19 protein-coding genes are annotated in these 22,072 nt (G+C 43.9%); 8 read left to right on the forward strand and 11 right to left on the reverse strand.

Going from position 1 to position 22,072, the window contains the following annotated elements:
* Window positions 1-14: 14 nt before the first annotated feature.
* The 3 genes from yajC to queA form a co-directional block, all read right to left on the reverse strand.
* Window positions 15-344 (reverse strand): preprotein translocase subunit YajC, encoded by a 330-nt coding sequence (gene yajC / locus JKJ11_RS13815; RefSeq protein ID WP_006074799.1) that lies wholly within the window; start codon window positions 342-344, stop codon window positions 15-17.
* Between the two features lie 169 nt (window positions 345-513).
* The gene (tgt, locus tag JKJ11_RS13820; RefSeq protein WP_006074798.1) at window positions 514-1,647 is read right to left on the reverse strand and encodes a tRNA guanosine(34) transglycosylase Tgt; all 1,134 of its coding nucleotides are present in this window, start codon (window positions 1,645-1,647) and stop codon (window positions 514-516) included.
* Between the two features lie 151 nt (window positions 1,648-1,798).
* On the reverse strand, window positions 1,799-2,851 hold the full coding sequence (queA, locus tag JKJ11_RS13825; RefSeq protein WP_252038342.1) for a tRNA preQ1(34) S-adenosylmethionine ribosyltransferase-isomerase QueA: 1,053 nt from the start codon (window positions 2,849-2,851) through the stop codon (window positions 1,799-1,801).
* A gap of 255 nt (window positions 2,852-3,106) precedes the next feature.
* Between queA and JKJ11_RS13830 the strand changes: the two genes are divergently transcribed.
* Complete coding sequence (locus JKJ11_RS13830; protein WP_198558220.1) at window positions 3,107-3,577, forward strand: CBS domain-containing protein; 471 nt, start codon at window positions 3,107-3,109, stop codon at window positions 3,575-3,577.
* A 762-nt stretch (window positions 3,578-4,339) separates the two neighbouring features.
* Here the strand turns inward: JKJ11_RS13830 and JKJ11_RS13835 are convergent.
* Complete coding sequence (locus JKJ11_RS13835; protein WP_006074795.1) at window positions 4,340-5,245, reverse strand: hydrogen peroxide-inducible genes activator; 906 nt, start codon at window positions 5,243-5,245, stop codon at window positions 4,340-4,342.
* 187 nt (window positions 5,246-5,432) lie between these two features.
* On the opposite strand from JKJ11_RS13835, the gene JKJ11_RS13840 reads away from it, so the two are divergent.
* From JKJ11_RS13840 to JKJ11_RS13855, 4 genes are all read left to right on the forward strand, one after another.
* Complete coding sequence (locus JKJ11_RS13840) at window positions 5,433-6,041, forward strand: peroxiredoxin (protein ID WP_006074794.1); 609 nt, start codon at window positions 5,433-5,435, stop codon at window positions 6,039-6,041.
* A gap of 192 nt (window positions 6,042-6,233) precedes the next feature.
* Window positions 6,234-6,983: a copper homeostasis protein CutC gene (locus tag JKJ11_RS13845; protein WP_252038343.1), complete on the forward strand. Its 750-nt coding sequence runs from the start codon at window positions 6,234-6,236 to the stop codon at window positions 6,981-6,983.
* Window positions 6,984-7,070: 87 nt separating this feature from the next.
* Window positions 7,071-8,012, forward strand: a complete 942-nt coding sequence (locus tag JKJ11_RS13850; RefSeq protein WP_252038344.1) for a LysR family transcriptional regulator — start codon at window positions 7,071-7,073, stop codon at window positions 8,010-8,012.
* Window positions 8,013-8,097: 85 nt separating this feature from the next.
* Entirely contained in the window at window positions 8,098-8,586 is a 489-nt protein-coding gene (locus JKJ11_RS13855; RefSeq protein WP_252038345.1) for a hypothetical protein, read from the forward strand.
* 9 nt (window positions 8,587-8,595) lie between these two features.
* Here the strand turns inward: JKJ11_RS13855 and phoU are convergent, their stop codons facing one another.
* From phoU to JKJ11_RS13875, 4 genes are read right to left on the reverse strand one after another with little or no spacing between them, the layout of a single operon-like run.
* Complete coding sequence (phoU, locus tag JKJ11_RS13860) at window positions 8,596-9,291, reverse strand: phosphate signaling complex protein PhoU (protein ID WP_006074790.1); 696 nt, start codon at window positions 9,289-9,291, stop codon at window positions 8,596-8,598.
* 18 nt (window positions 9,292-9,309) lie between these two features.
* Window positions 9,310-10,128, reverse strand: a complete 819-nt coding sequence (gene pstB / locus JKJ11_RS13865) for a phosphate ABC transporter ATP-binding protein PstB (RefSeq protein WP_006074789.1) — start codon at window positions 10,126-10,128, stop codon at window positions 9,310-9,312.
* A 2-nt stretch (window positions 10,129-10,130) separates the two neighbouring features.
* Window positions 10,131-11,777 (reverse strand): phosphate ABC transporter permease PstA, encoded by a 1,647-nt coding sequence (gene pstA / locus JKJ11_RS13870; protein ID WP_252038346.1) that lies wholly within the window; start codon window positions 11,775-11,777, stop codon window positions 10,131-10,133.
* Between the two features lie 20 nt (window positions 11,778-11,797).
* A complete protein-coding gene (locus JKJ11_RS13875; RefSeq protein WP_252038347.1) occupies window positions 11,798-13,993 on the reverse strand; it encodes an ABC transporter permease subunit in 2,196 nt (731 codons plus the stop codon).
* A gap of 283 nt (window positions 13,994-14,276) precedes the next feature.
* Here JKJ11_RS13875 and ppk1 point away from each other — a divergent pair, with 283 nt between their 5' ends.
* Window positions 14,277-16,385 carry a polyphosphate kinase 1 gene (ppk1, locus tag JKJ11_RS13880; protein ID WP_006074786.1) on the forward strand — a complete coding sequence of 703 codons (2,109 nt, stop codon included), beginning with the start codon at window positions 14,277-14,279 and terminating at the stop codon, window positions 16,383-16,385.
* Window positions 16,363-17,868: an exopolyphosphatase gene (gene ppx, locus JKJ11_RS13885; RefSeq protein ID WP_252038348.1), complete on the forward strand. Its 1,506-nt coding sequence runs from the start codon at window positions 16,363-16,365 to the stop codon at window positions 17,866-17,868. The genes ppk1 and ppx overlap by 23 nt, the downstream gene beginning before the upstream one ends.
* 35 nt (window positions 17,869-17,903) lie before the next feature.
* On the opposite strand, the gene JKJ11_RS13890 is transcribed toward ppx, so the two are convergent.
* The 3 genes from JKJ11_RS13890 to phoB are packed head-to-tail and all read right to left on the reverse strand — an operon-like array spanning window position 17,904 to window position 20,879.
* Entirely contained in the window at window positions 17,904-18,866 is a 963-nt protein-coding gene (locus JKJ11_RS13890; protein ID WP_252038349.1) for a PstS family phosphate ABC transporter substrate-binding protein, read from the reverse strand.
* Between the two features lie 5 nt (window positions 18,867-18,871).
* Entirely contained in the window at window positions 18,872-20,170 is a 1,299-nt protein-coding gene (gene phoR / locus JKJ11_RS13895; protein WP_038227984.1) for a phosphate regulon sensor histidine kinase PhoR, read from the reverse strand.
* Between the two features lie 19 nt (window positions 20,171-20,189).
* Window positions 20,190-20,879, reverse strand: a complete 690-nt coding sequence (gene phoB / locus JKJ11_RS13900; RefSeq protein WP_038227986.1) for a phosphate regulon transcriptional regulator PhoB — start codon at window positions 20,877-20,879, stop codon at window positions 20,190-20,192.
* A gap of 194 nt (window positions 20,880-21,073) precedes the next feature.
* Between phoB and rdgC the strand changes: the two genes are divergently transcribed.
* Window positions 21,074-21,982 carry a recombination-associated protein RdgC gene (gene rdgC, locus JKJ11_RS13905; RefSeq protein ID WP_038227988.1) on the forward strand — a complete coding sequence of 303 codons (909 nt, stop codon included), beginning with the start codon at window positions 21,074-21,076 and terminating at the stop codon, window positions 21,980-21,982.
* Window positions 21,983-22,072 lie beyond the last annotated feature (90 nt).

Below are 22,072 nucleotides of genomic sequence, written 5' to 3' on the forward strand. Positions count from 1 at the left end.
TCCTTTAGCTGTTTTTATAGAGACTTTAGCGTACCTTTTGGTAGCACTGCAGTAACGAAGTCTTTCTTGATAACTACTTCATTGTTGTCGTTAAGAGCGATAGCAATGTAGTCGTTGTCTTCAGCAATTTTAGTGATCTTACCAATTAGACCGCCATTAGTTAGGACTTCATCACCCTTACCCATAGAAGCCATTAGGTTTTTATGCTCTTTAGCACGCTTAGCTTGTGGGCGGTAAATCATGAAATAGAAAATTACCGCAAACATGCCAAGCATAATTAGCATTTCAAAACCGCCACCTTGTGGTGCCGCTTCAGCTGCGTGAGCTGCAGAAATCAAACTCATCGGAAAACATCCTCTTTAATGTAAATACATATCCAAAATTGGGCTATCCCCCTATCTTTTCAAGAAGCAAACGGTAACTCAATGTTTCATAGCGACTTAAACACATAAAAAATGTGACCGAGAGCTAGGATTTGGTACCAATTGCAGGGATAGCCGTTTATTTAGCCAACTATTTCATATCTAGTGGCGGCACTTCGCGATTGCGTCGTGCATAAAACTCTTCTACAAACTCATCAAAACGGTCTTCATCAATCGCAGTGCGGATGCTTTCCATCAGACGTTGGTAGTAGCGTAGGTTGTGAATCGTGTTTAAGCGAGCGCCTAAGATCTCATTACAGCGATCTAAATGATGCAGATACGCTTTAGAGTAATTTTTACAGGTGTAGCAATCACAATGCTCATCCAATGGACCTGTATCCGTCTTGTTCGTTGCATTACGGATCTTAACAATGCCACCGGTTACAAATAGATGTCCATTACGTGCATTTCGAGTCGGCATTACGCAATCGAACATATCGATACCACGGCGAACACCTTCAACTAAATCTTCAGGTTTACCTACACCCATTAGATAGCGAGGTTTGTCTTCAGGTAGTTTAGGCGTTGTATGCTCTAATACACGGTGCATGTCTTCTTTTGGCTCACCAACAGCAAGACCACCAACCGCATAACCGTCGAAGCCAATATTAGTTAAGCCTTCAACAGACACATCACGTAGATCTTCGTACACACTACCTTGGACAATACCAAACAACGAGTTAGGGTTCTCAAGCTTGTCGAAATGATCGCGAGAACGTTGTGCCCAGCGCAATGACATTTCCATCGATTTTTTCGCTTCAGCATGGGTCGCTGGGTATGGCGTACATTCGTCAAAAATCATCACCACATCAGAGCCAAGATCTTTCTGGATTTCCATCGATTTTTCAGCATCCATGAAAATCTTGTCACCGTTTACTGGGTTACGGAAATGCACACCTTCTTCAGTGATTTTGCGAATATCCCCAAGGCTAAATACTTGGAAGCCGCCTGAATCGGTAAGGATTGGGCCATGCCAGTTCATGAAGTCATGCAAGTCGCCGTGCATCTTCATGATTTCTTGACCTGGGCGCAACCAAAGGTGGAAAGTGTTACCTAGAAGAATTTCAGCTCCAGTGCCTTTTACTTCTTCTGGTGTCATACCTTTCACAGTACCGTAAGTACCAACAGGCATAAACGCTGGCGTTTGTACCGTCCCGCGTTCAAACGTCAATTGACCACGACGAGCGTGGCCATTTTTCTTTTTTAGTTCGTATTGTAATTTCACGAAGCCTCCACATTGCCAGAGACACAGTCTGACTCAATCTTAAAACGCACTAACAAGCGTAGCTTGTCGCACTTGAATGCACTAGCCAAGCGACTAGTGAAGTTGGTAATCCTTACCGTATTCCACTGGCTCCTTGAGTGAAATAAAAATATTAAGCGGTCTTTTTGGTAATGAACATCGCATCACCATAGCTAAAGAAACGGTACTTCTGTTCTACAGCGTGGTGGTATGCACTCATCACATTATCGTAACCCGCAAAGGCACTGACCAGCATGATGAGTGTGGACTCAGGAAGGTGGAAATTGGTGACTAAGCAATCCACCAGCTGATACTCATATCCCGGGAAAATAAAGATTTCTGTATCACCAAAAAATGGCACTAGCTCGGTGCCGTTTTTCAGCGCATCTTGCGCAGCGCTTTCTAAAGAACGAACGGATGTTGTACCGACCGCAATAATTCGGCCACCGTTTGCTTTGGTTTCATTGATCGCGTCTACGACCTCTTGCGACACTTCAACGTATTCCGCATGCATATGATGGTCGTTGATATTTTCAACTCGCACAGGTTGGAAAGTACCTGCACCAACATGCAGAGTCACATAGGCAAAGTTTACGCCCTTGGCTTTGATTTTCTCAAGTACAGCATCATCAAAGTGCAGACCAGCGGTAGGAGCAGCAACCGCACCGGGTTTCTCGTTGTAAACGGTCTGGTAACGTTCTTTATCGGCATCCTCATCTGGACGATCGATATAAGGAGGTAATGGCATGTGGCCAATATCATTAAGAATATCAAGAACCGTCTTCTCAGATTGCATTTCAATCTCAAAAAGTGCGTCGTGACGAGCAACCATCAACGCTTGGTATTCATCATTCTCTCCAAGAAACAGTTCTGTACCTGGTTTTGGAGCTTTAGAAGATCGAACATGAGCTAAGACACGCTTGTCATCAAGCATACGTTCGACAAGTACTTCAATTTTACCGCCTGACGCTTTACGTCCAAACATTCGTGCTGGAATCACGCGAGTATTATTGAACACGAGCAAATCGCCCGGCTGTACTTGGTCAACAATATCAGTGAAGCTTCCATCTACGACTTCACCAGTATTTCCGGTTAGCTGAAGCAGTCGGCTTGAGCTTCTTTCGGCTTTAGGGTAGCGAGCGATAAGCTCATCTGGTAAATCAAAATGAAAATCTGAAACTTGCATAACACCAATCTTCTATATTAAGCGACAAAAACGGCGAAAAAATTCGCAGCCGCATAGTATAAAGTGACCCGTTGGAATAGCAAGCTGAACCGTCATTACCCAACGTAAATGCTGTGTTTTTAGGGCACACAATTTAACCTTATTATCAGTAAGTTTATTTTGTGACTGGCGCTACAAAAAACGACGCCTGTCTCAGACTTAATCCATGAAAAATTCTATAGTTAAAGTACACAATCAGAACGAGTTGGAGGCCCTATGATTAAGGTCGAAGATATGATGACTCGCAACCCTCACACCCTATTGCGGTCTCACTCCCTAGCCGATGCTAAACATACGATGGAAGCACTCGATATCAGGCATATACCTATCGTTGATGCAGAACGTCATTTGCTCGGCATTGTTTCTCAACGTGATGTTTTGGCGGCACAAGAATCCATCCTACAAAAAATCCCAAGCGACCAGTCTTACACATTATCCACCCCATTGAGTGAACTCATGCACAGTAATATTATGACGGTGGAACCAAGAGCCGGATTAAAAGAAAGTGCACTCTACATGCAAAAACACAAAGTGGGATGCCTACCTGTTGTGAAAAATAAACAACTAGTTGGCATTATTACTGACAGTGATTTTGTCGCGATTGCGATTAACTTGCTAGAACTTCAAGAAGAAGTCGAGCCGGACGAAGTTGAAGAGAGTAGCGATTCGGAAGTACTAGACGCGTAACAGTCAAAAAAAGGGAGCGGCTTGCGCCGCTCAAACTTACCGACATTCAGTAGCCATTACTGAACTACTGAGGCAGTGCTCAAAACCAGTCGAAGCGTTAAGCTTCTGTTTTTCAATAATGTGATAACTCATTATGAGAACGCTTAAACACTACGAGAGACAATCAAACGATCACAGCTGGGGCTCTTTATCACTAAGATAAGCCACTGACTGCACTTACTCTCATCTCACTTGAAAGTTTAAAACAAAAGTAGTTACAGAAACGGTCAACAAACTTTATGTTCATTGTGGCAAAATGAGTCAAATAAATGATTCATTACCAAGTCTTATCTTCCACTGAAAACATACAAATACAATACCTAAGCCAACTTGGAGTATCAACTCTAAATATGCCTTTTTCGAAAATTCGACACTTTGTACTCTTAATAACAATCATTGATAAAGTGCAAATAATGTAGCTTATTACGTAATTTAATTACATAAAATGGCAACCATTATTTCTTACATGGTTATAGCGAAAGTAGGAACATTGCTAGGTACACCTCGTTATCATTAAGATGTCTAGATAACGACCGCACACCTCTTCAATTTGACAGTGTGAAATTGACACTGTGAAGCGCAGGATTTGATTGAAAGATTTTGTGAAAATTAAACTGTGTTTTTTTACACACTAACCTAGGCATTTAGAGTAATTTAACAAAAAAGACATCAAAAGTGGTGTCTTTCACTAGCCGTTCTCTTTTATGCAGAATAGTTTGAAAACTAAAGTAATTCTGAAACCACATCCGCCAATTGAAGAAATGAGTCACGTCGAGATGAACTTGGTCGCCAAACTAAACCAATATCACGATAAGCTTGCTGCCCCGGAGGCTCAACGACAATAAGGTTTTGGTTCTCCAATAGACCATGCTCGATCGCCATCTGAGGAATAAATGTAGTCCCCAATCCATTAGCAACCATTTGAACTAAAGTATGTAAGCTTGTTGCGCTAAATGGATTGATTTTCTCTTTCTCAGTCAGCTTGCACGCAGAAACCGCATGCTCTGTTAAACAGTGTTCATTTTCTAACAAGAAAACCGATTCATCCGGTAGATCATCATATTTGATAGGGACACGAATTCTGTCCGCTTGATTACGGCTGATAACCATCTTGAACGGGTCATGTCCAACAATGCAGCTGTCCATATTGCCGATGTCCATCGGGAGCGCCAAAATGAGAACGTCCAATTCACCATGTCTCAGCGCGGCGAGTAAGTTCGCGGTAGTATCTTCTCTGAGTAAAAGATTAAGCTGAGGGTAACGCGCGTTCACTTCCTGAACTAAATCACACAGTAAAAATGGCGCTATTGTAGGGATACAACCAAGCTTCAACTGCCCCTGCATCGCATCACCTTGACACAAGTTGCCTAACTCAATCAGGTCTTGTCCCTTTGCTAGGAGCTCTCGTCCTTGTGAAACCACCATTTCACCAGCTTGGGTAAAGACTAACGGACTTTTCTTATCTTTCTTTTCATAGAGAGGACAGCCTATCAGTTCTTCTAGGTTCTGAATCCCCTTGCTTAACGTAGACTGACTGACGAAACAGCGCTCTGCGGCTTCACTAAAGTGTCGCGTCTCATGCAGAGTAACCAAGTAATGAAGCTGCTTTAAACTGGGCCATTTATTCATGGTAACTGCCTGTTTTTGGACCAATATCAAAAAAGGAATCGGCATTACTGCTTCATCGCTTTTTTCGATGGAATTAATCTATTAATTTCGCTTTTTTCAATACTACAATGTGTACTATAGTTTGTCTCGCACAAACACGGACCAAACCAAAAATGGTTTGAATTAAACTCTATTTAGGAGCAAAAAAATGGTACTAGTTGGTCGTCAAGCCCCAGACTTTACTGCAGCAGCTGTTCTAGGTAACGGTGATATCGTTGAGAACTTTAACTTTGCTGAGTTCACTAAAGGCAAAAAAGCAGTTGTATTCTTCTACCCACTAGACTTCACTTTCGTTTGCCCATCTGAACTGATCGCATTCGACAACCGTCTTGCTGATTTCCAAGCTAAAGGTTGTGAAGTTATCGGTGTTTCTATCGATTCTCAGTTCTCTCACAACGCATGGCGTAACACTGCTATCGAAGATGGCGGTATTGGTCAAGTTAAGTACCCTCTAGTTGCAGACGTTAAACACGAAATCTGCCAAGCGTACGACGTAGAGCACCCAGAAGCAGGCGTTGCTTTCCGTGGTTCTTTCCTAATCGACGAAGACGGTCTTGTACGTCACCAAGTAGTTAACGACCTACCTCTAGGCCGTAACATCGACGAAATGCTACGTATGGTTGACGCTCTAAACTTCCACCAGAAGCACGGCGAAGTATGTCCTGCACAATGGGAAGAAGGTAAAGCTGGTATGGACGCATCTCCAAAAGGTGTTGCAGCGTTCCTATCTGAGCACGCAGACGACCTGTCTAAATAATTCGATACCTTCACCCTGCGCTCAATCAGGGTTGATGGTTGGATAAATATAAAGCGAAAAACGCAGCCAATCATTGAAGAAGAAACGAGTTAGCCAAAAAATTAAAGCCCGAGTCACGACTCGGGCTTTTTCTATTTTCAGAATTCAAAAGCAGAGATATATTGATACCCAGTATAGTTACTGAGAGACCTTATGAACTACCAACTTGAAGTCTGTATCGACAATATCGAGTCCCTGCCACTGGCTATTGCAGGTGGTGCTACGCGGATTGAGCTATGCTCATCTTTGGCGTTAGGGGGACTAACCCCGAACGCAGGCCTCATTAAACAAGCTGTCCAATCTTCTTCTATTCCTATCTACGTCATGATTCGTCCTAGACAAGGTGATTTCCTCTATGATTGTGACGATGTTGAAATCATGGCAGAAGACGTGCGCACGGCCGCTAAATATGGTGCTCAAGGCATCGTTTTAGGTCTACTTGATAAAGATGGCAACATCGATATGCCTCGCTCTATCCGCTTAGTAAAACTGGCTCATGAGTTACAGCTGGGCGTCACCTTCCATCGAGCCTTCGACCAATGCAAACATCCCGAACAGGCTTTGGAGGATGTGATCGCATTAGGGTGTGAGCGAATACTCACATCCGGACTGGCCTCAAATGCACTAGACGGTAGCGATATGCTCGCCAAGCTGTCAGCTTTGGCAAATGGACGCATAGAATTGATGGCCGGAGCTGGAGTCAATGCTGATAATGTCGCTAAGATCATCGCCACCAGTCACGTTTCTGAAGTCCACCTTTCAGGCAAATCAACTAGAAAAAGCAGGATGCATTTCATTGCTGACGATGCAAAAATGGGCAGTGATGATGTGGATGACTTTGCCATTCCTGTGACAAGCAGTGATAAAATTCGAGCGGTAGCGAAAGTGCTAAACTCATTATAAAGCTTGTGCTTTTAACCAAAGTTCCATAGAAGAAGCCGACTGTTTTGAGGCTTCCTTCAATCTCGCACCACTTTCTCCTAGGGATTTATGAAAACGTCAGCGAATTTATTTCAAAAGCTCGATTTGAACCTACTCAGAACGTTTCGAGTTCTGTTGCAAGAGCGCAATGCCCGTAAAACCGCCGAGCGCTTATTTGTAACTCAGCCTGCAATCAGTCAAGCTCTGCAAAAGCTGCGATTTCACTTGGATGACGAACTCTTCGTCAAAGTACAGGGCGGGCTAGAGCCAACACCATTTGCTCTTCAAGTAGAGGAAAAGATTGCCCCTTATTTAGATGGACTCGAAGCCTCTTTAGAACAGCTTTCCGACTTTTCGCCAAGTGAGCTTGAAGGAACAATAAAAATCGCTTTGGCGCCGATAGTATTATCTTGTTTGGCGGGCTCTCTGTTTATAGAACTTAGAAAGCAAGCACCAAACCTAAACTTAGAACTCACCAGTTGGACCCAGCAAACCCCAGAGCAACTTCGTAATGGTGATGTGTTTCTCGGTATGCACTATGACTTAGATAGTATCTCGAAAGAGATTGCTAGAGAGAAGTTAGCCGACATGGAAGCTCGGGTTTATGTGCGCCAAGACCACCCTCTCAAGAGTACTGTCATAACTCCTCATGATGCAGCTAAATATGAGATTGCATCACTCATCTCTCCTGGGTGGAATGACAATTTTAGCTTTGCCGCTCAAATACTAGAACAGCACGGATATGAAGCAAAAGTAGGCTTTCGTTCTGAGGTCGTGTTAGCAATCATTGATGTGGTATCGTCAACAGATATGCTATTACCACATTCAAACCTATTACCAAGTCAACACAGCAAGCAGCTAAGGGCATTAAGAGTTGAACTTAGCGAACAGCCTTATACCAAAGGTCTGTATGCCTATGTCCATAATAAAAATCGCCATTCACCAAAAGCCAAATGGCTAGAAGGAATACTCCGCGAAAAGATACTGCAACATATCAATAATCAGGACTAATGATAACTATAAGCGACTCTTCTTAGCCATACGGCATAGCGACAGCTAACATCAGCGCACTTTTACTGTTCTATAAAGGTGCTTGATGAAAAAGCTATTGTTACCTCTAATCGCTACTCTTTCTTTCACAACATCAGCTCAAACGTTCCATGTGTCTCCTGATGTGAAAATCGGCATATACAACGGTGCTGGTATTCAGTTAGGTGTAGCGGACACACTAGGTATGGATGCTGTATTTTTTAGCTATGGACGCAAGACCTATAACACTAACCGTTACGACGAGCGCATTGACTCTTATCGCCTAGGTTTGCAACACATGTTTGGACATAAACAGGACCATGGCTTGCAGGCTGAATTTGGTCTAGCCGATTATTACGGTCGTGATAGCCGTGATAGTGAAACGAGCAGTCGCAGTTCCTTAGGCTTAAGCATTGGAGCAAGTTATGTTTATATGCTCAACTCAAGCTTTGGTTTAAAGACAGGTTTCGATTATGACGTATTCAACTCACAGGACACCTATATCCCAGTAGGCTCGAATATGACCTTAAACTTCGGTGTGATTGGGCGTTTTTAAACTGCCCAACTAAAGAATGTCGTTAATGGCTTTCTCGTCTAGGTGACGAACATCTTTACCCTTCACGAAGTAAATGATGTATTCACAAATATTCTGGCAACGATCACCTACCCGCTCAATGGCTCGAGCTGACCACATGACCTGAAGAATGTTAGGAATGTTCTTCGGGTCTTCCATCATATACGTCATCAACTGACGAACCACTGCTTCATACTCTGCATCCAGCTTGTCATCTAATTTATAGACTTCGGCAGCAGCATCGACATCCATACGAGCAAATGCATCAAGCACTTGATGCAACATAGTGATGGCTTGTCGGCATAGCGGCTCTAAAGAGACATGAAATTTCTGTTGTTTCGTTGATGGTTGCTCTATAGCCACGCGAGCAATTCGAGTCGCTACATCGCCGATACGTTCAAGATCCGTTATCGTTTTGATGATTGCCATCACTAAGCGGAGATCTTTAGCCGTTGGCTGGCGTTTAGCAATAATTCGCGTACATGCCTCGTCAATGGAGACTTCCATCGCATTCACTTTGTGATCGTCCCTGACCACTTTTTTGGCCAACTCAAGGTCGTCTTTGTGCAACGCCTGCATCGCAAAGGATAGCTGCTGCTCGACCAGCCCTCCCATTGTTAACACGTGAGTGCGTATCGATTCTAATTCGGCATTAAATTGACCAGAGATATGACGACCAAAGTGCATGTCCAACAACTTCCTTAATTAACCGTAGCGACCGGTAATATAGTCTTCGGTTTGTTTTTCAATCGGTGAGGTAAATATAGTATCAGTATCCGCATACTCTACCAATTTTCCGAGGTGAATAAAGGCAGTGTGATCACTAACTCGCGCTGCCTGCTGCATGTTATGCGTTACGATCACAACCGTGTACTTGGTTTTAAGATCATTAATGAGCTCTTCGATGGTCAATGTTGAAATAGGATCAAGCGCCGACGTTGGCTCATCCAACAGCAATACTTCGGGTTCGATGGCGATGGCTCGAGCAATCACCAGTCGCTGTTGTTGTCCACCTGACAGCCCAAATGCATTCTCGTGTAATCTGTCTTTCACTTCATCCCAGAGCGCCGCAGAGCGCAATGCTCGCTCTACCGCATCATCGAGATTACGGCTGTTCTTAATTCCTTGAAGCCGCAATCCATACACCACATTCTCATATATAGACTTTGGAAATGGATTCGGACGCTGAAACACCATCCCAACTCGTCTTCGCAAAGTCGCGACGTCCACATCCGGATGATAAACATTACCTCCATGCAATTTCACTTTGCCTGTCACCGTGCAACCTTCAATTAGATCATTCATTCGGTTGATACAGCGAAGCAGAGTCGATTTACCACAGCCAGACGGTCCGATAAATGCGGTCACTTGCCCTTTTGGAATCCGCATAGATACGTCGTCTAGAGCTTGTTTATCGCGATAAAACAGATTCAAGTTTTCTATCGCAATGGCGGTTTGCTCATCACTTAGATTGTTAACATCTAAAGGAGTGGGATAGCCCAACGTTTGATTGATAGAAAACATGATTAATCTTGTCCTAATGTTCGATATTTTTCGCGCAGGTTATTTCGTATGGCGATTGCTGTTAAGTTTAGCCCAACGACCACCGTTACCAACAAGAAAGAGGTGGCATAGACTAACGGTCGTGCGGCTTCAATATTCGAGGTTTGAAAGCCCACGTCATAGATATGAAAACCAAGGTGCATAAATTTACGCTCTAGATGCAAAAAGGGAAACTGCGAATCAATAGGCAAGCTTGATGCTAGTTTTACCACCCCAACCAACATTAGAGGCGCAACCTCTCCCGCGGCTCTCGCGACTGCAAGGATCAGCCCAGTGATGATTGCAGGGCTCGCCATAGGCAATACAATACGCCAAAGCGTTTCGGATTGCGTTGCTCCTAAAGCTAGTGACCCATGTCTGGCGGACACCGGAATTCTATTCAGCCCTTCCTCTGTTGCAACGATCACTACTGGCAATGTAAGAATCGCAAGAGTTAATGCCGACCACAATAGCCCCGGAGTACCAAACGTTGGTGCAGGTAATCGCTCAGCATAGAACAGCGAATCAATTGAGCCACCAATGGTATAGACGAAAAAGCCTAAACCAAACACACCGTATACAATGGAAGGTACCCCCGCTAGGTTAATCACCCCTACCCGTATCATTCGTGTGAGAGCATTATTTTCAGCATATTCATGTAGATAAACCGCAACTAGCACCCCTAACGGCATCACCATTATCGACATAATGATAACCAACAGAACAGTGCCGAAAATGGCTGGGAACACCCCGCCTTCAGAATTTGACTCTCGTGGATCATCAGAGAGGAACTTCCAGACTTGTCCACTCCAATGTACTAACTTATCGGCAAAAGACATGTTGTTCGGATACCAGAAATCAAGGATCCGATTTAACCCAATCTCAACTTTCTCACCACGCATATCTTCAACAATGAGCGTTTTGCTGCTCAGCTCGTTACGCAATGCATCCAGCTCCCCTTCACTTTGGTTTAGCTGCTGGTGAATAATACTGACTTGTTGCTCATAACGGTGAGTAAGCTCCTCTGACAGCTCTCCATTAAGTGAGTCTCGGCGCTGCTTTAGCCGTAATGCTTCCAATTGATGATTCAAGCCACGTATTTTACGCTGAATCGTGTCATCTATTTGCTCTCGAGTCAGTTTCACCTGCTGAATTTCGAGCTTCAGCAGAGTGTTAAGATCCGTAGTAATTGCGCCATCGGGCGTCTTTAGAGCGATAATTTTCCCAAAGAAGTCACCACCACGTGTTCTCTCTAAAACGACAAGATCGGCAGGTGTCGTTTGCAACTTAAGTTGTGGTGAGAGCAAAGAAACAAAATCGACACCATATAAGTCTCGATTCGCGACTTTAATACTCAGACGCTCTACTTTCCCCGCAGCCAGCACCTCAGTCGGTAACAACTTATCGGCATCAGGAATGTTATGGGTAGGAACCCAAGTCTTTGAGTAAATCTGCCCAATTAAAGCTTTGCCGTTGTCATCTTGCCATTGATAAAGCGGAGCGGGCCAAAAATAAGTGAGCCCTTTCCAACCAATCAATAGCAAAAGACCGAGGACGGATATTAAGCTGATGCTAACGGCACCACCTGTTAGCCAAACCCAAGGTGCGCCAGATTTGAGCCACTTAAACATGGTAAGGCTCCTTCCACATTCTACAGCGCACTGTATTTCTCCCGCAGTCTTTGTCTAACCCACTCAGCCAGTGAATTCACAACAAAAGTAAAACTAAACAAAATCAACGCGATTAAAAACAACAAACGATAGTGGCTGCTTCCAACCTCAGATTCAGGGAGCTCCACAGCCATGGTGGCAGAAAGTGTTCTCATGCCCTCAAAAATATTCCAATCCAATATTGGTGTGTTGCCCGTCGCCATCAAAACGATCATTGTCTCGCCTACTGCTCGACCCAATCCCATCATTACTGCCGAGAAAATCCCTGGACTTGCGGTGAGTAGCACAACATACACTAAGGTTTGCCACTGAGTTGCACCTAGTGCCAATGAACCATCGGAAAGATGCTTCGGCACAGAAAAGATCGCGTCTTCAGCAATCGTAAAGATGGTAGGAATCACAGCAAATCCCATTGCAAAGCCCACAACTAGAGCATTTCTTTGGTCAAAATCAATGCCATGTTGAGCAAGAAAAACTCGCGCATCACCATTAAAAAACAACACCTCCATGTCAGTGGAGTACGTCATGGCAAGGTACATCGCAACAATGATGACAGGAATTAGCGTAAACGGATGTAATCCACTGGGTAGTTTACTGGTGTATTGACGTGGCAGGATGTACCAAACAACACCAGCCAATAGACAAATTGTTGGTAGAGTTAGTAGAAGCAGAAGTACCGCTGGTAAATGCGTTTCTACTATCGGCGCAAACCAAAGACCGGCGAGAAAACCAATGATAACGGTAGGCAACGCCTCCATCAGTTCAATGGTTGGCTTAACGACTTTACGCATACTAGATGACATAAAATACGCCGTATAGATCGCACCCAGCACCGCAATCGGTACCGCAAACAACATAGCGAACATCGCAGCTTTAATAGTACCAAAGGCAATAGGCACAAGACTGTACTTACCTTCAAACTCATCAGAAGCAGCAGTAGTTTGCCAAACGAATTCAGGCTCTGGGTAACTCTCATACCACACTTTGCCAAACAGTGCCGACAACGAAATTTCTGGATGCGGATTATCAATATGCCCTAAGTAGGTCGTACCGCCGGACAATACCAATGCATACTGATTGTTATAAGAAAGCGCAGAGACGCTTACCAGGCTCTTACTCGGCAGGCTACTGGTGAATACAACGCGTTCACTAGTGGTGTAATTACTTTGTAGGCTTCCGTCAGCTAGGACGGTTATGAACCCTTTCGTTAAATTTTCTGGAAGTAAAGCTGTTAAAGGTGCGTCAAAATTAAAGGAACGAATAGCAGTTAAGTGCCTAGCGTCTTGTTTCACCACATCAAACCACTGCCAAACTTGCTGATTATCATACTCCACCAGTAAGGAGTGAGCGCCAGACAACAATTTGAGCCCCGTGACTTTGGCCTTATTCACTGCAGTTAAGTCCACCAGCTCACGAACCACGAGATGCTCGGCCCCTCTGTTGATCACAGCAAGTTCATTACCACTTCGCACATAAACCGTTTGCGCATCTGGAGTTAGCAATATTTCATCGGCAGAGTCTAAAGGTGCAAGAGTAGAGAGAGTTTGCACTGTTTTCGAATCGGAAGAATCCTGCGTATCTGAACTCGTTGGCTGCCAAATCAAATGGACTAAGCCACGACTATCTACCATAGCAAAAGCTATACCACGAGCATTGCTGGTTGCTGTTACCAATGATATGACGCTGCCATGAGTGGGCATCCAATCAGCACGACCTGGCAACTTAAGTTCTAGATCACTTTGTCCTTTTTCTGATTGCCATTTAAATTTAGGCTGAACTAAGGCGAGTCTCTGATCAGAATCAACAATGAGTAACTGGTCATTATTAACCGTCTTAAGCATTGAGGTACTAATAGGAAGTTGACGTGTTGTTTGTTGACCTGAGACTAAAGATTGCTCAACCACCACGCCATCCGTTGTCACAAAAGCAGCTCGAGTGCCGTGGTCGTCGATCGCGCTATAGACGATAGGTTTATCTATACTTAACTCAACCCCTTGTGACCATGATACCTTGGCATCAGAGAACAGTGGGAACGTCACATAAGCCAAATAGACAAAGATAAAGATCAAACTCGCCAATACACTCAAACCGCCAAAAGACACGATCCAGCGAACCAAACGGTCCTTTACCAGTCTTTTACGATCTTTGGTTTGTAACGAAAAATTGGCTGTTGCCATAATCTACATTTGTCTCTTTGGTGACGGTTAGAATCTTACGAGATATTACCCGTTAAGGGTTCTGGGACGAGTTACTAGAATGCATGACGTGCCCCAATATTTTATGTCGTTTAGATGACAGTTATATTACATGCCATCTAACGTGCTGAAAATAATGAAATGTGTCAAGTCGCACGCTATTTGAAATAAAAATGTCATATAAAATCAATAAGGTTCACGATTAGATTAGTCTTATATGTCACTCATTGACAACAATGAGTCCAGAATGTTGGTGGTTAGGTAAATGAGCGCGGAAAAACTCTATATCGAAAAAGAACTTAGTTGGCTCTCTTTTAACGAGCGAGTGCTGCAAGAAGCCGCAGACAAGACCGTCCCACTGATTGAACGCATCCGCTTTTTAGGGATTTTCTCTAACAACCTCGATGAGTTTTACAAAGTTCGTTTCTCTGACGTAAAACGTCGCATCCTCATTAACCAAGAAAGTGGTATAAACGACAACTCCAAACATCTACTGGGTAAGATGCAAAGTAAGGCACTCAAGCTTAATTTGCGATTTGATGAACTCTACAACGAGCTGATTTTAGAGATGGCTCGTCGTCGAATCTTCCTAGTTAATGAAACTCAGCTAAGTGACACGCAACAAAAGTGGGTAAAGAAATACTTTAGAAATGAAGTGTTGCCTCACTTAACACCTTTTATGCTTGGAGAAGACATCAACGTACTGCAGTTTCTTAAGGATGAGTACGCCTATATCGTTGTCGATATGCAAAAAGAGCAGAGTTCTCAGTATGCGATCTTAGAGATCCCTACTGATCACTTACCCCGTTTTGTCATGGTTCCTGAACAGAAAGGTAAACGCCGTAAAACCATCATTCTGCTCGACAACATCATTCGTTATTGTCTTGACGATATATTCCGCGGGTTCTTTGATTACGATGAGCTTAATGGCTATGCGATGAAAATGACGAGGGATGCGGAGTACGACTTGAGTCTCGAAGTAGAACACAGCCTGCTCGAACAAATGTCTGAGAGTGTCAATCAACGACTGACCGCCATGCCCGTACGCTTTGTTTACGAGCGTGATATGCCCGAAGAAATGCTAAATACCTTGTGCAGCAAACTAGGCATTTCTAACTACGATAGCCTAATTCCCGGTGGTCGCTACCATAACTTTAAAGACTTTATCGGCTTTCCAAATGTTGGACGTGAATACCTAGAAAACAAACCACTACCTCCAATGCGTTGTACCGATTTCGATGGCTACGACAACCAGTTTGAGGCCATACGCGCTCAAGATATTTTGCTCCATTTCCCCTATCACACCTTCGATCATATTACTGAGTTAGTGCGTCAAGCCTCGTTTGACCCTAAGGTCATTGGTATCAAAATCAATGTATATAGAGTGGCGAAAGACTCCCGTTTGATGAACTCATTGATTGACGCCGTACACAACGGGAAAAATGTCACAGTAGTGGTTGAGCTACAGGCTCGGTTTGACGAAGAAGCCAACATTGAATGGTCTAGAGTGCTCACCGAAAACGGGGTACAAGTGATCTTTGGTGCTCCGGGGCTAAAAATACACGCTAAGTTACTGCTGATAAGTCGCCGAGAAGAGGGCGAGATTACCCGCTACGCTCACATTGGCACTGGGAACTTTCATGAGAAGAATGCTCGTATCTATACCGACTTTTCTTTGCTAACTGCCGATCAAGAGATCGCGAATGAAGTTCGTAACGTTTTCGGCTATATCGAAAACCCTTATCGCCCAGTGAAGTTTAACTATCTCATCGTCTCCCCACGTAACTCGCGTAAACAACTCTACCGACTCATTGATACTGAAATCGCCAATGCTAAGGCGGGCAAGAAAGGTAAACTCACTTTAAAAATTAACAATTTAGTCGATAAGGGGCTGATCAACAAACTCTACGGCGCGAGCAATGCAGGGGTTAAAATCCAAATGATTATCCGCGGCATGTGCTCTCTAGTTCCCGGTGTTGAAGGAGTGAGCGATAACATAAAAATTATCAGCATTGTTGATCGCTTCTTAGAACACCCTCGCGTCATCATTGCTCATAACAATGGCGACCCTCAAGTCTATATCTCATCTGCCGACTGGATGACTCGCAACATAGACCATCGTATTGAAGTCGCCGCTCCAGTGCGTGACACTCGTTTAAAACAGCGAATTATCGACATTATTAACCTTCACTTTACTGATACCATGAAGGCACGTTGGATAGACAAAGAAATGAGCAACAGCTACGTACCGCGCGGTAACCGTAAGAAAGTACGCTCACAAATGGCTATTTACGACTATCTTAAAAAGGTAGAGAAACAAACAAGAAAAACCAAAGAGCAACTGATCAATAATGAGCCAGACCAAGGACAGTAGTATAAAAAATGTCGCCGCTATCGATTTAGGTTCGAACAGCTTTCACATGGTTGTCGCTAAGGTAGTGGATCAAGATCTACAGTTAGTAAGTCGCCATAAACAGCGAGTGAGATTAGCCTCTGGGTTGGACGCTCAACAGAATCTCGACAATGCTGCGATTGAACGAGGATTAGAATGCCTTGCCATGTTTGCTGAGCGCCTACAAGGTTTTGAGCCAGAAAACGTTCGTATTGCCGCAACCCACACGCTGCGTATCGCCAATAATACCCATATCTTTTTGCAACGCGCTCGCGACATTCTTCCCTTTCCTATTGAAGTCATCCCTGGTGAAGAAGAAGCACGCCTAATCTATACCGGCGTTGCGCACACTCAAACCGAGTCAAATTCAAAACTGGTGATTGATATTGGTGGTGGTAGTACCGAGCTCATCATAGGTAAGGCTTTCGAACCTGTGTTACTAAATAGCACTCAGATGGGCTGCGTGAGTTATACCACTAAGTTTTTTGCCAACGGAAAACTCTCCGCTAAAAATTTCTCCAAAGCTATTTTATCTGCTCAGCAAAGACTCGAAGCATTATCGGTTCGATATAAAAAGAAAGGTTGGGAAGTTGCATTAGGCTCCTCTGGAACTATTAAGGCAATAAGGGAAGTCTTAATCGGTTTAGGACATGAAGATGGTTTAGTCACCCATAAACGTTTGTATAAACTTATCGATACCTTATGTGAATTTAACACTCTTGATGACATCAACTTAACTGGACTAACGGACGAAAGGAAGCCAGTGTTTGCCGCAGGCGTAGCGATATTAACTGCGCTCTTTGAAAGTTTGAAAATTCGTGAAATGCACTTTTCAGCTGGCGCTCTTCGTGAAGGTTTGCTCTATGAAATGGAGGAGCGTTTCCAACGCTCTGATATCCGTATGCGAACCACTGAAAATTTAGCCGCCAAACATTTTGTCGATCTTGAACATGCCGCCAAAGTTCGCGGCCAGGCAGTCGAGTTTTTAAATCAAACTCATGAGCAGCTCAATCTTAAAAAGAAAAGTGATTTGTTTAGTTTGCTCGAGTGGAGTGCTCTACTTCACGAGGTTGGACTCAGTATCAGTTATCAAGCCTTCCATAAGCATTCAAGTTACATACTCACGCACACCAATATGCCAGGTTTTAACAGTGAACAGCAACGCATTTTAGCGACACTGGCTCGCTATCAAAGAAAATCACTCAAGTTACAAGAGCTCCCTGAGTTTAGCCTGTTTAAGAGAAAACATATTCTCGGTTTAATACGAATCCTACGACTCGCCATTATCGTTAATGGGCAGCGCAATGATGAGTTATTACCTCTAAAGCTGACTATTGTCGACGACATTTGGACTGTGAGTTGTGAGCAAGTAGATTGGTTAGAACAAAACCGGCTTCTCTCCGCTGATTTACAAACGGAGCAAAACTACTGGCAAGCGGTAGGGTGGCAACTTGAATTCAATTAACTGTCGCAGCTACATTTGCAGTTCACCAATGAAGGTTAGTCGATAAAGCTCAATCCAACCTTGGCTAGCTCTTGTTCTGCAAATTCTCGACTTAACGGTACATAGCCATCTTTCACCACTATTCGCTGACCTTCTCGAGAATAGATATAGCGAATATAGGCTTCCTCTATGGGATCAAGTTTTCGTTGTGGGTCTTTATTGACGTAGACATACAAGAACCGAGACAGTGGGTAGTGACCTGACTGTACATTGTCTTGAGTTGGTAAGATGTAATCCTCACCTTGTTTCGCGATGGACACCAACTTCGCCCCAGATACTTGATAGCCAATGCCAGAGTAACCAATGGTATTCACGGATGACGCTACTGATTGCACCACAGATGCTGAGCCAGGTTGCTCATTCACATTGCGTTTGAAGTCGCCTCCACAAAGTGCATTGTTCTTGAAATAACCATAGGTCCCCGATACCGAGTTACGACCGAACATCTGAATAGCACGTTGACTCCAAGGTGCTTTAACGCCTAGCTGCTCCCACTTACTAATGTAGTGGTTGCTTCCACAGCGTAATGTTGAGGAAAAAATACTGTCTATTTGCTGGAAATTCAAACCTTTGATGGGGTTGTCGGTATGAACAAATATCCCAATAGCATCAATCGCAACTCGAAGTTCGGTCGGTTTGTAACCATAATGCCGTTCAAAAGATTCCACCTCTTTTAAACGCATCTTCCTGCTCATAGGTCCGAATTGTGCCGTACCTTCGGCCAGAGCAGGAGGCGCCGTCGACGAGCCTGAAGCTTGAATTTGGGCATTAACATTAGGATAAATGTTCTTAAACTCTTCAAGCCATAAGGTGGTCATCCCCGATAAAGTATCTGAACCTACTGAGGATAAGTTGCCTGCAACCCCAGGTTGCTTCGTATATTTAGGCAACTCTGAAGCCAGCGTAGAGAAGGATATCACACCAAAAATCAATACTGACCAACTTAACCTTCCGCTCATCGCCATTAGTTCACTACCAAACGTTCAGGAAGAATGAATGAGAATTTACTACCAACGCCCACTTCCGAGTGAATTTCCAGATGAGAATCATGGTGAGATAGCGCATGTTTTACGATAGCTAGCCCTAACCCACTTCCGCCAGTATCACGAGAGCGTGCCTTATCGACACGATAAAAACGCTCAGTTAGTCGGTGCAAATGCTGGGGCTCAATACCATCCCCAGTATCTTCCACATCTAAACATGCACCTTGAGCAGATTGATACCAGCGTACTTTTACGTTTGCACCCGGTGGCGTATATTTAATCGCGTTGTAAACCAGATTAGAAATAGCACTTCTTAACTGATCATCATCGCCAAATACTCTCAGGCTATTATCGACATCAAACTCAACCTTGTGCCCATCCTCACCACTTAGGCTAACTGCCTCTTTTTCGAGAACTTCGAGCATAGCAGGCACATTGACGACTTCGTCTAACTCATGCATTGGCGCAGCTTCAATTTTGGAGAGCGTGAGTAACTGATTCACAAGGCTGTTCATTCGATTAAGCTGTTCGGTCATTACACCGTGAGCTTTAGTCCACATAGGACCGACAACCATGTCTGGATCTTCTGTCATCTCAAGGTAACCCTGAAGAACAGTCATTGGTGTACGTAGTTCATGAGAAACGTTAGCAAAGAAATTGCGACGCATACCTTCTAATTGCTTAAGTTGGCTGACGTCACGCACGACCATCAAATGCTCACCTTCGGTATACGGTACAATTCGAAGCTCCAGCATTCTTTCCACATTCAAAGGCGAACGCATTTCTAAAGGTTCAGAGAAATCCTGCTTATTTAGATACTTAATGAAATCTGGGGTGCGAATCAGATTAGAAATCGGCTGTCCTGAATCATCAGGCCAGCGAAAGCCAAGAAGGTGCTGTGCGAGTTTGTTACACCACACGATATTACCTTCACTACGAAACACCACAACCGCATCGGGAAGCGATTCCGCACCGTTTTTAAAACGGCGAATTAGGTTGGTCAACTCTTTTCGTTTACGTCTTTGGCGCTGTTGAAGTCGATAGATGCCATTAAATAACGACTCCCAGTTGCCTGTGCCTGATGGCGGCGTCAGACGCTTTTCATCCCACAACCATGCAGACAAACGCAGCTGATTATGTAGGTGCCATATCAACTGCAAAACCGTGGCAACGAGCAGTAACCACGGCATGTATCCAAATATCCACCCAACAACAATCCATGGGGTGTAAAAAAAAGCCAGCTCCCAGGCCAGCTTTTTCCAGGTTAACCTTTCAACCATCTATCTCTCCAGTTCGATGCTAGCCTTTGGTAGAGAAACGGTAGCCAGCGCCTCGAACGGTCTGAATCAACTTATCATGTCCTGCGGACTCTAATGCCTTACGCAAACGACGAATGTGCACATCCACCGTGCGGTCTTCAACATAAACGTTAGTACCCCAAACGTTATTAAGCAGTTGTTCGCGGCTGTATACGCGCTCTTGATGCGTCATAAAGAAATGCAGCATTTTAAATTCCGTTGGTCCCATATCTAGCGGTGCATCATTCGCAGTAACACGATGCGATACTGGGTCCAGCTTCAGCCCTTGAACATCGATAACATCTTCCAACGCAGTTGGTGTGACACGGCGAATAACTGCTTTTAGTCGAGCAACCAATTCCTTTGGAGAGAAAGGTTTAGTGATATAGTCATCAGCCCCGACTTCTAAGCCGCGCACTTTATCTTCTTCTTCACCACGAGCCGTCAACATCACTACTGGAATGTTTCGAGTAAGCTCTTCACGCTTCATGTGCTTTATGAAATTGATACCTGAACCACCAGGCAACATCCAATCTAGCAGAACAAGGTCTGGGTAAGGTTCAGCCAGTTTGTTTACTGCGGTATCGTAATCTTCTGCTTCAACAGCTTGGTAGCCTTTCTGCTCTAACACGAAACACAGCATTTCACGAATTGGTGCTTCATCCTCAACAACCAGGATTCTTCTAGACATATCTGAATAACCTTATGGAATCTAATCAACTGCATGCATTATCAAGAATTATTATGACACTTTTGTGACCATTGAAAACAATTTTTAATATAACTTTCGCACAATCTGGGTTGTCATATTGAAGATTTAAGCTAGGACAATTGTTTGAAAATTGCCTATCATGTGCAGCTATCTATTCTAAAGGTGAGAGTAATATGTGGTTTAAAAACTGTTTGGTCTATCGATTCAACAAGGATCTTGAATTTAACGCCGATAAACTCGAGCAGCAGCTTGAAGAGTTTCGTTTTACACCTTGTGGTAGTCAAGATAAGCAAAAATTTGGTTGGGTGACAGCGCTTGGTAAACATGGCGACATGATGACCCACGTTTCTGAAAACCGCATTTTGCTTTGTGCAAAGAAAGAAGAAAAAATGCTGCCAGCGTCTGTGATCAAAGAGTCACTAAACAGCAAAGTAGAAGCGTTGGAAACGCAAGAAGGTCGACCACTTAAGAAAAAAGAAAAAGATGACCTTAAAGATGAAATCATCATTGATTTGCTTCCACGAGCTTTCAGCCGTAGCAACCTCACTCATCTGCTTATCCTTCCAAAAGAAGGCTTCATCATTGTAGATGCAAGTAGCTTTAAGAAATCAGAAGATGTCATCGCCCTCTTGAGAAAAACAATGGGAAGCCTGCCTGTTGTTCCTGCCTTCCCAGAGCAGCCTATTGAAAATACATTAACCGAATGGGTGAAAGGCGGTGAAGTACCTACAGGCTTCAATCTTCTAGATGAGGCTGAGCTTAAGTCAGTGCTAGAAGACGGTGGTGTTATCCGTTGTAAAAAACAAGAACTGTCAAGCGATGAGATTCTTGGTCATATTGAGGCAAACAAGTTTGTAACTAAACTCGCGCTGAACTGGCAAGAGCGTATTGAATTTATTCTGGCTGATGATGGCAGTATTAAACGCCTTAAATTCAGCGATGAACTGAAAGATGAGAATGACGACATTCCAAGAGAAGATGCTGCGGCTCGAATGGATGCCGACTTCTCATTGCTTTGCGGTGAGTTTGGCGCATTCCTACCAAATCTTTATGACGCCTTAGGCGGCTTACCAAAGCAATAGCCATTACTTATCTGAGCTCGCGTTCTGCGAGCTCAATACAAAACTTGGAAACCTCTCCATATTAGCGTAGAATTTGCGCCCCTTAGTGCC

The organism is Vibrio sp. SCSIO 43133, assembly GCF_023716845.1.
In the GTDB taxonomy this organism is placed as follows: Bacteria; Pseudomonadota; Gammaproteobacteria; order Enterobacterales; family Vibrionaceae; genus Vibrio; species Vibrio mediterranei.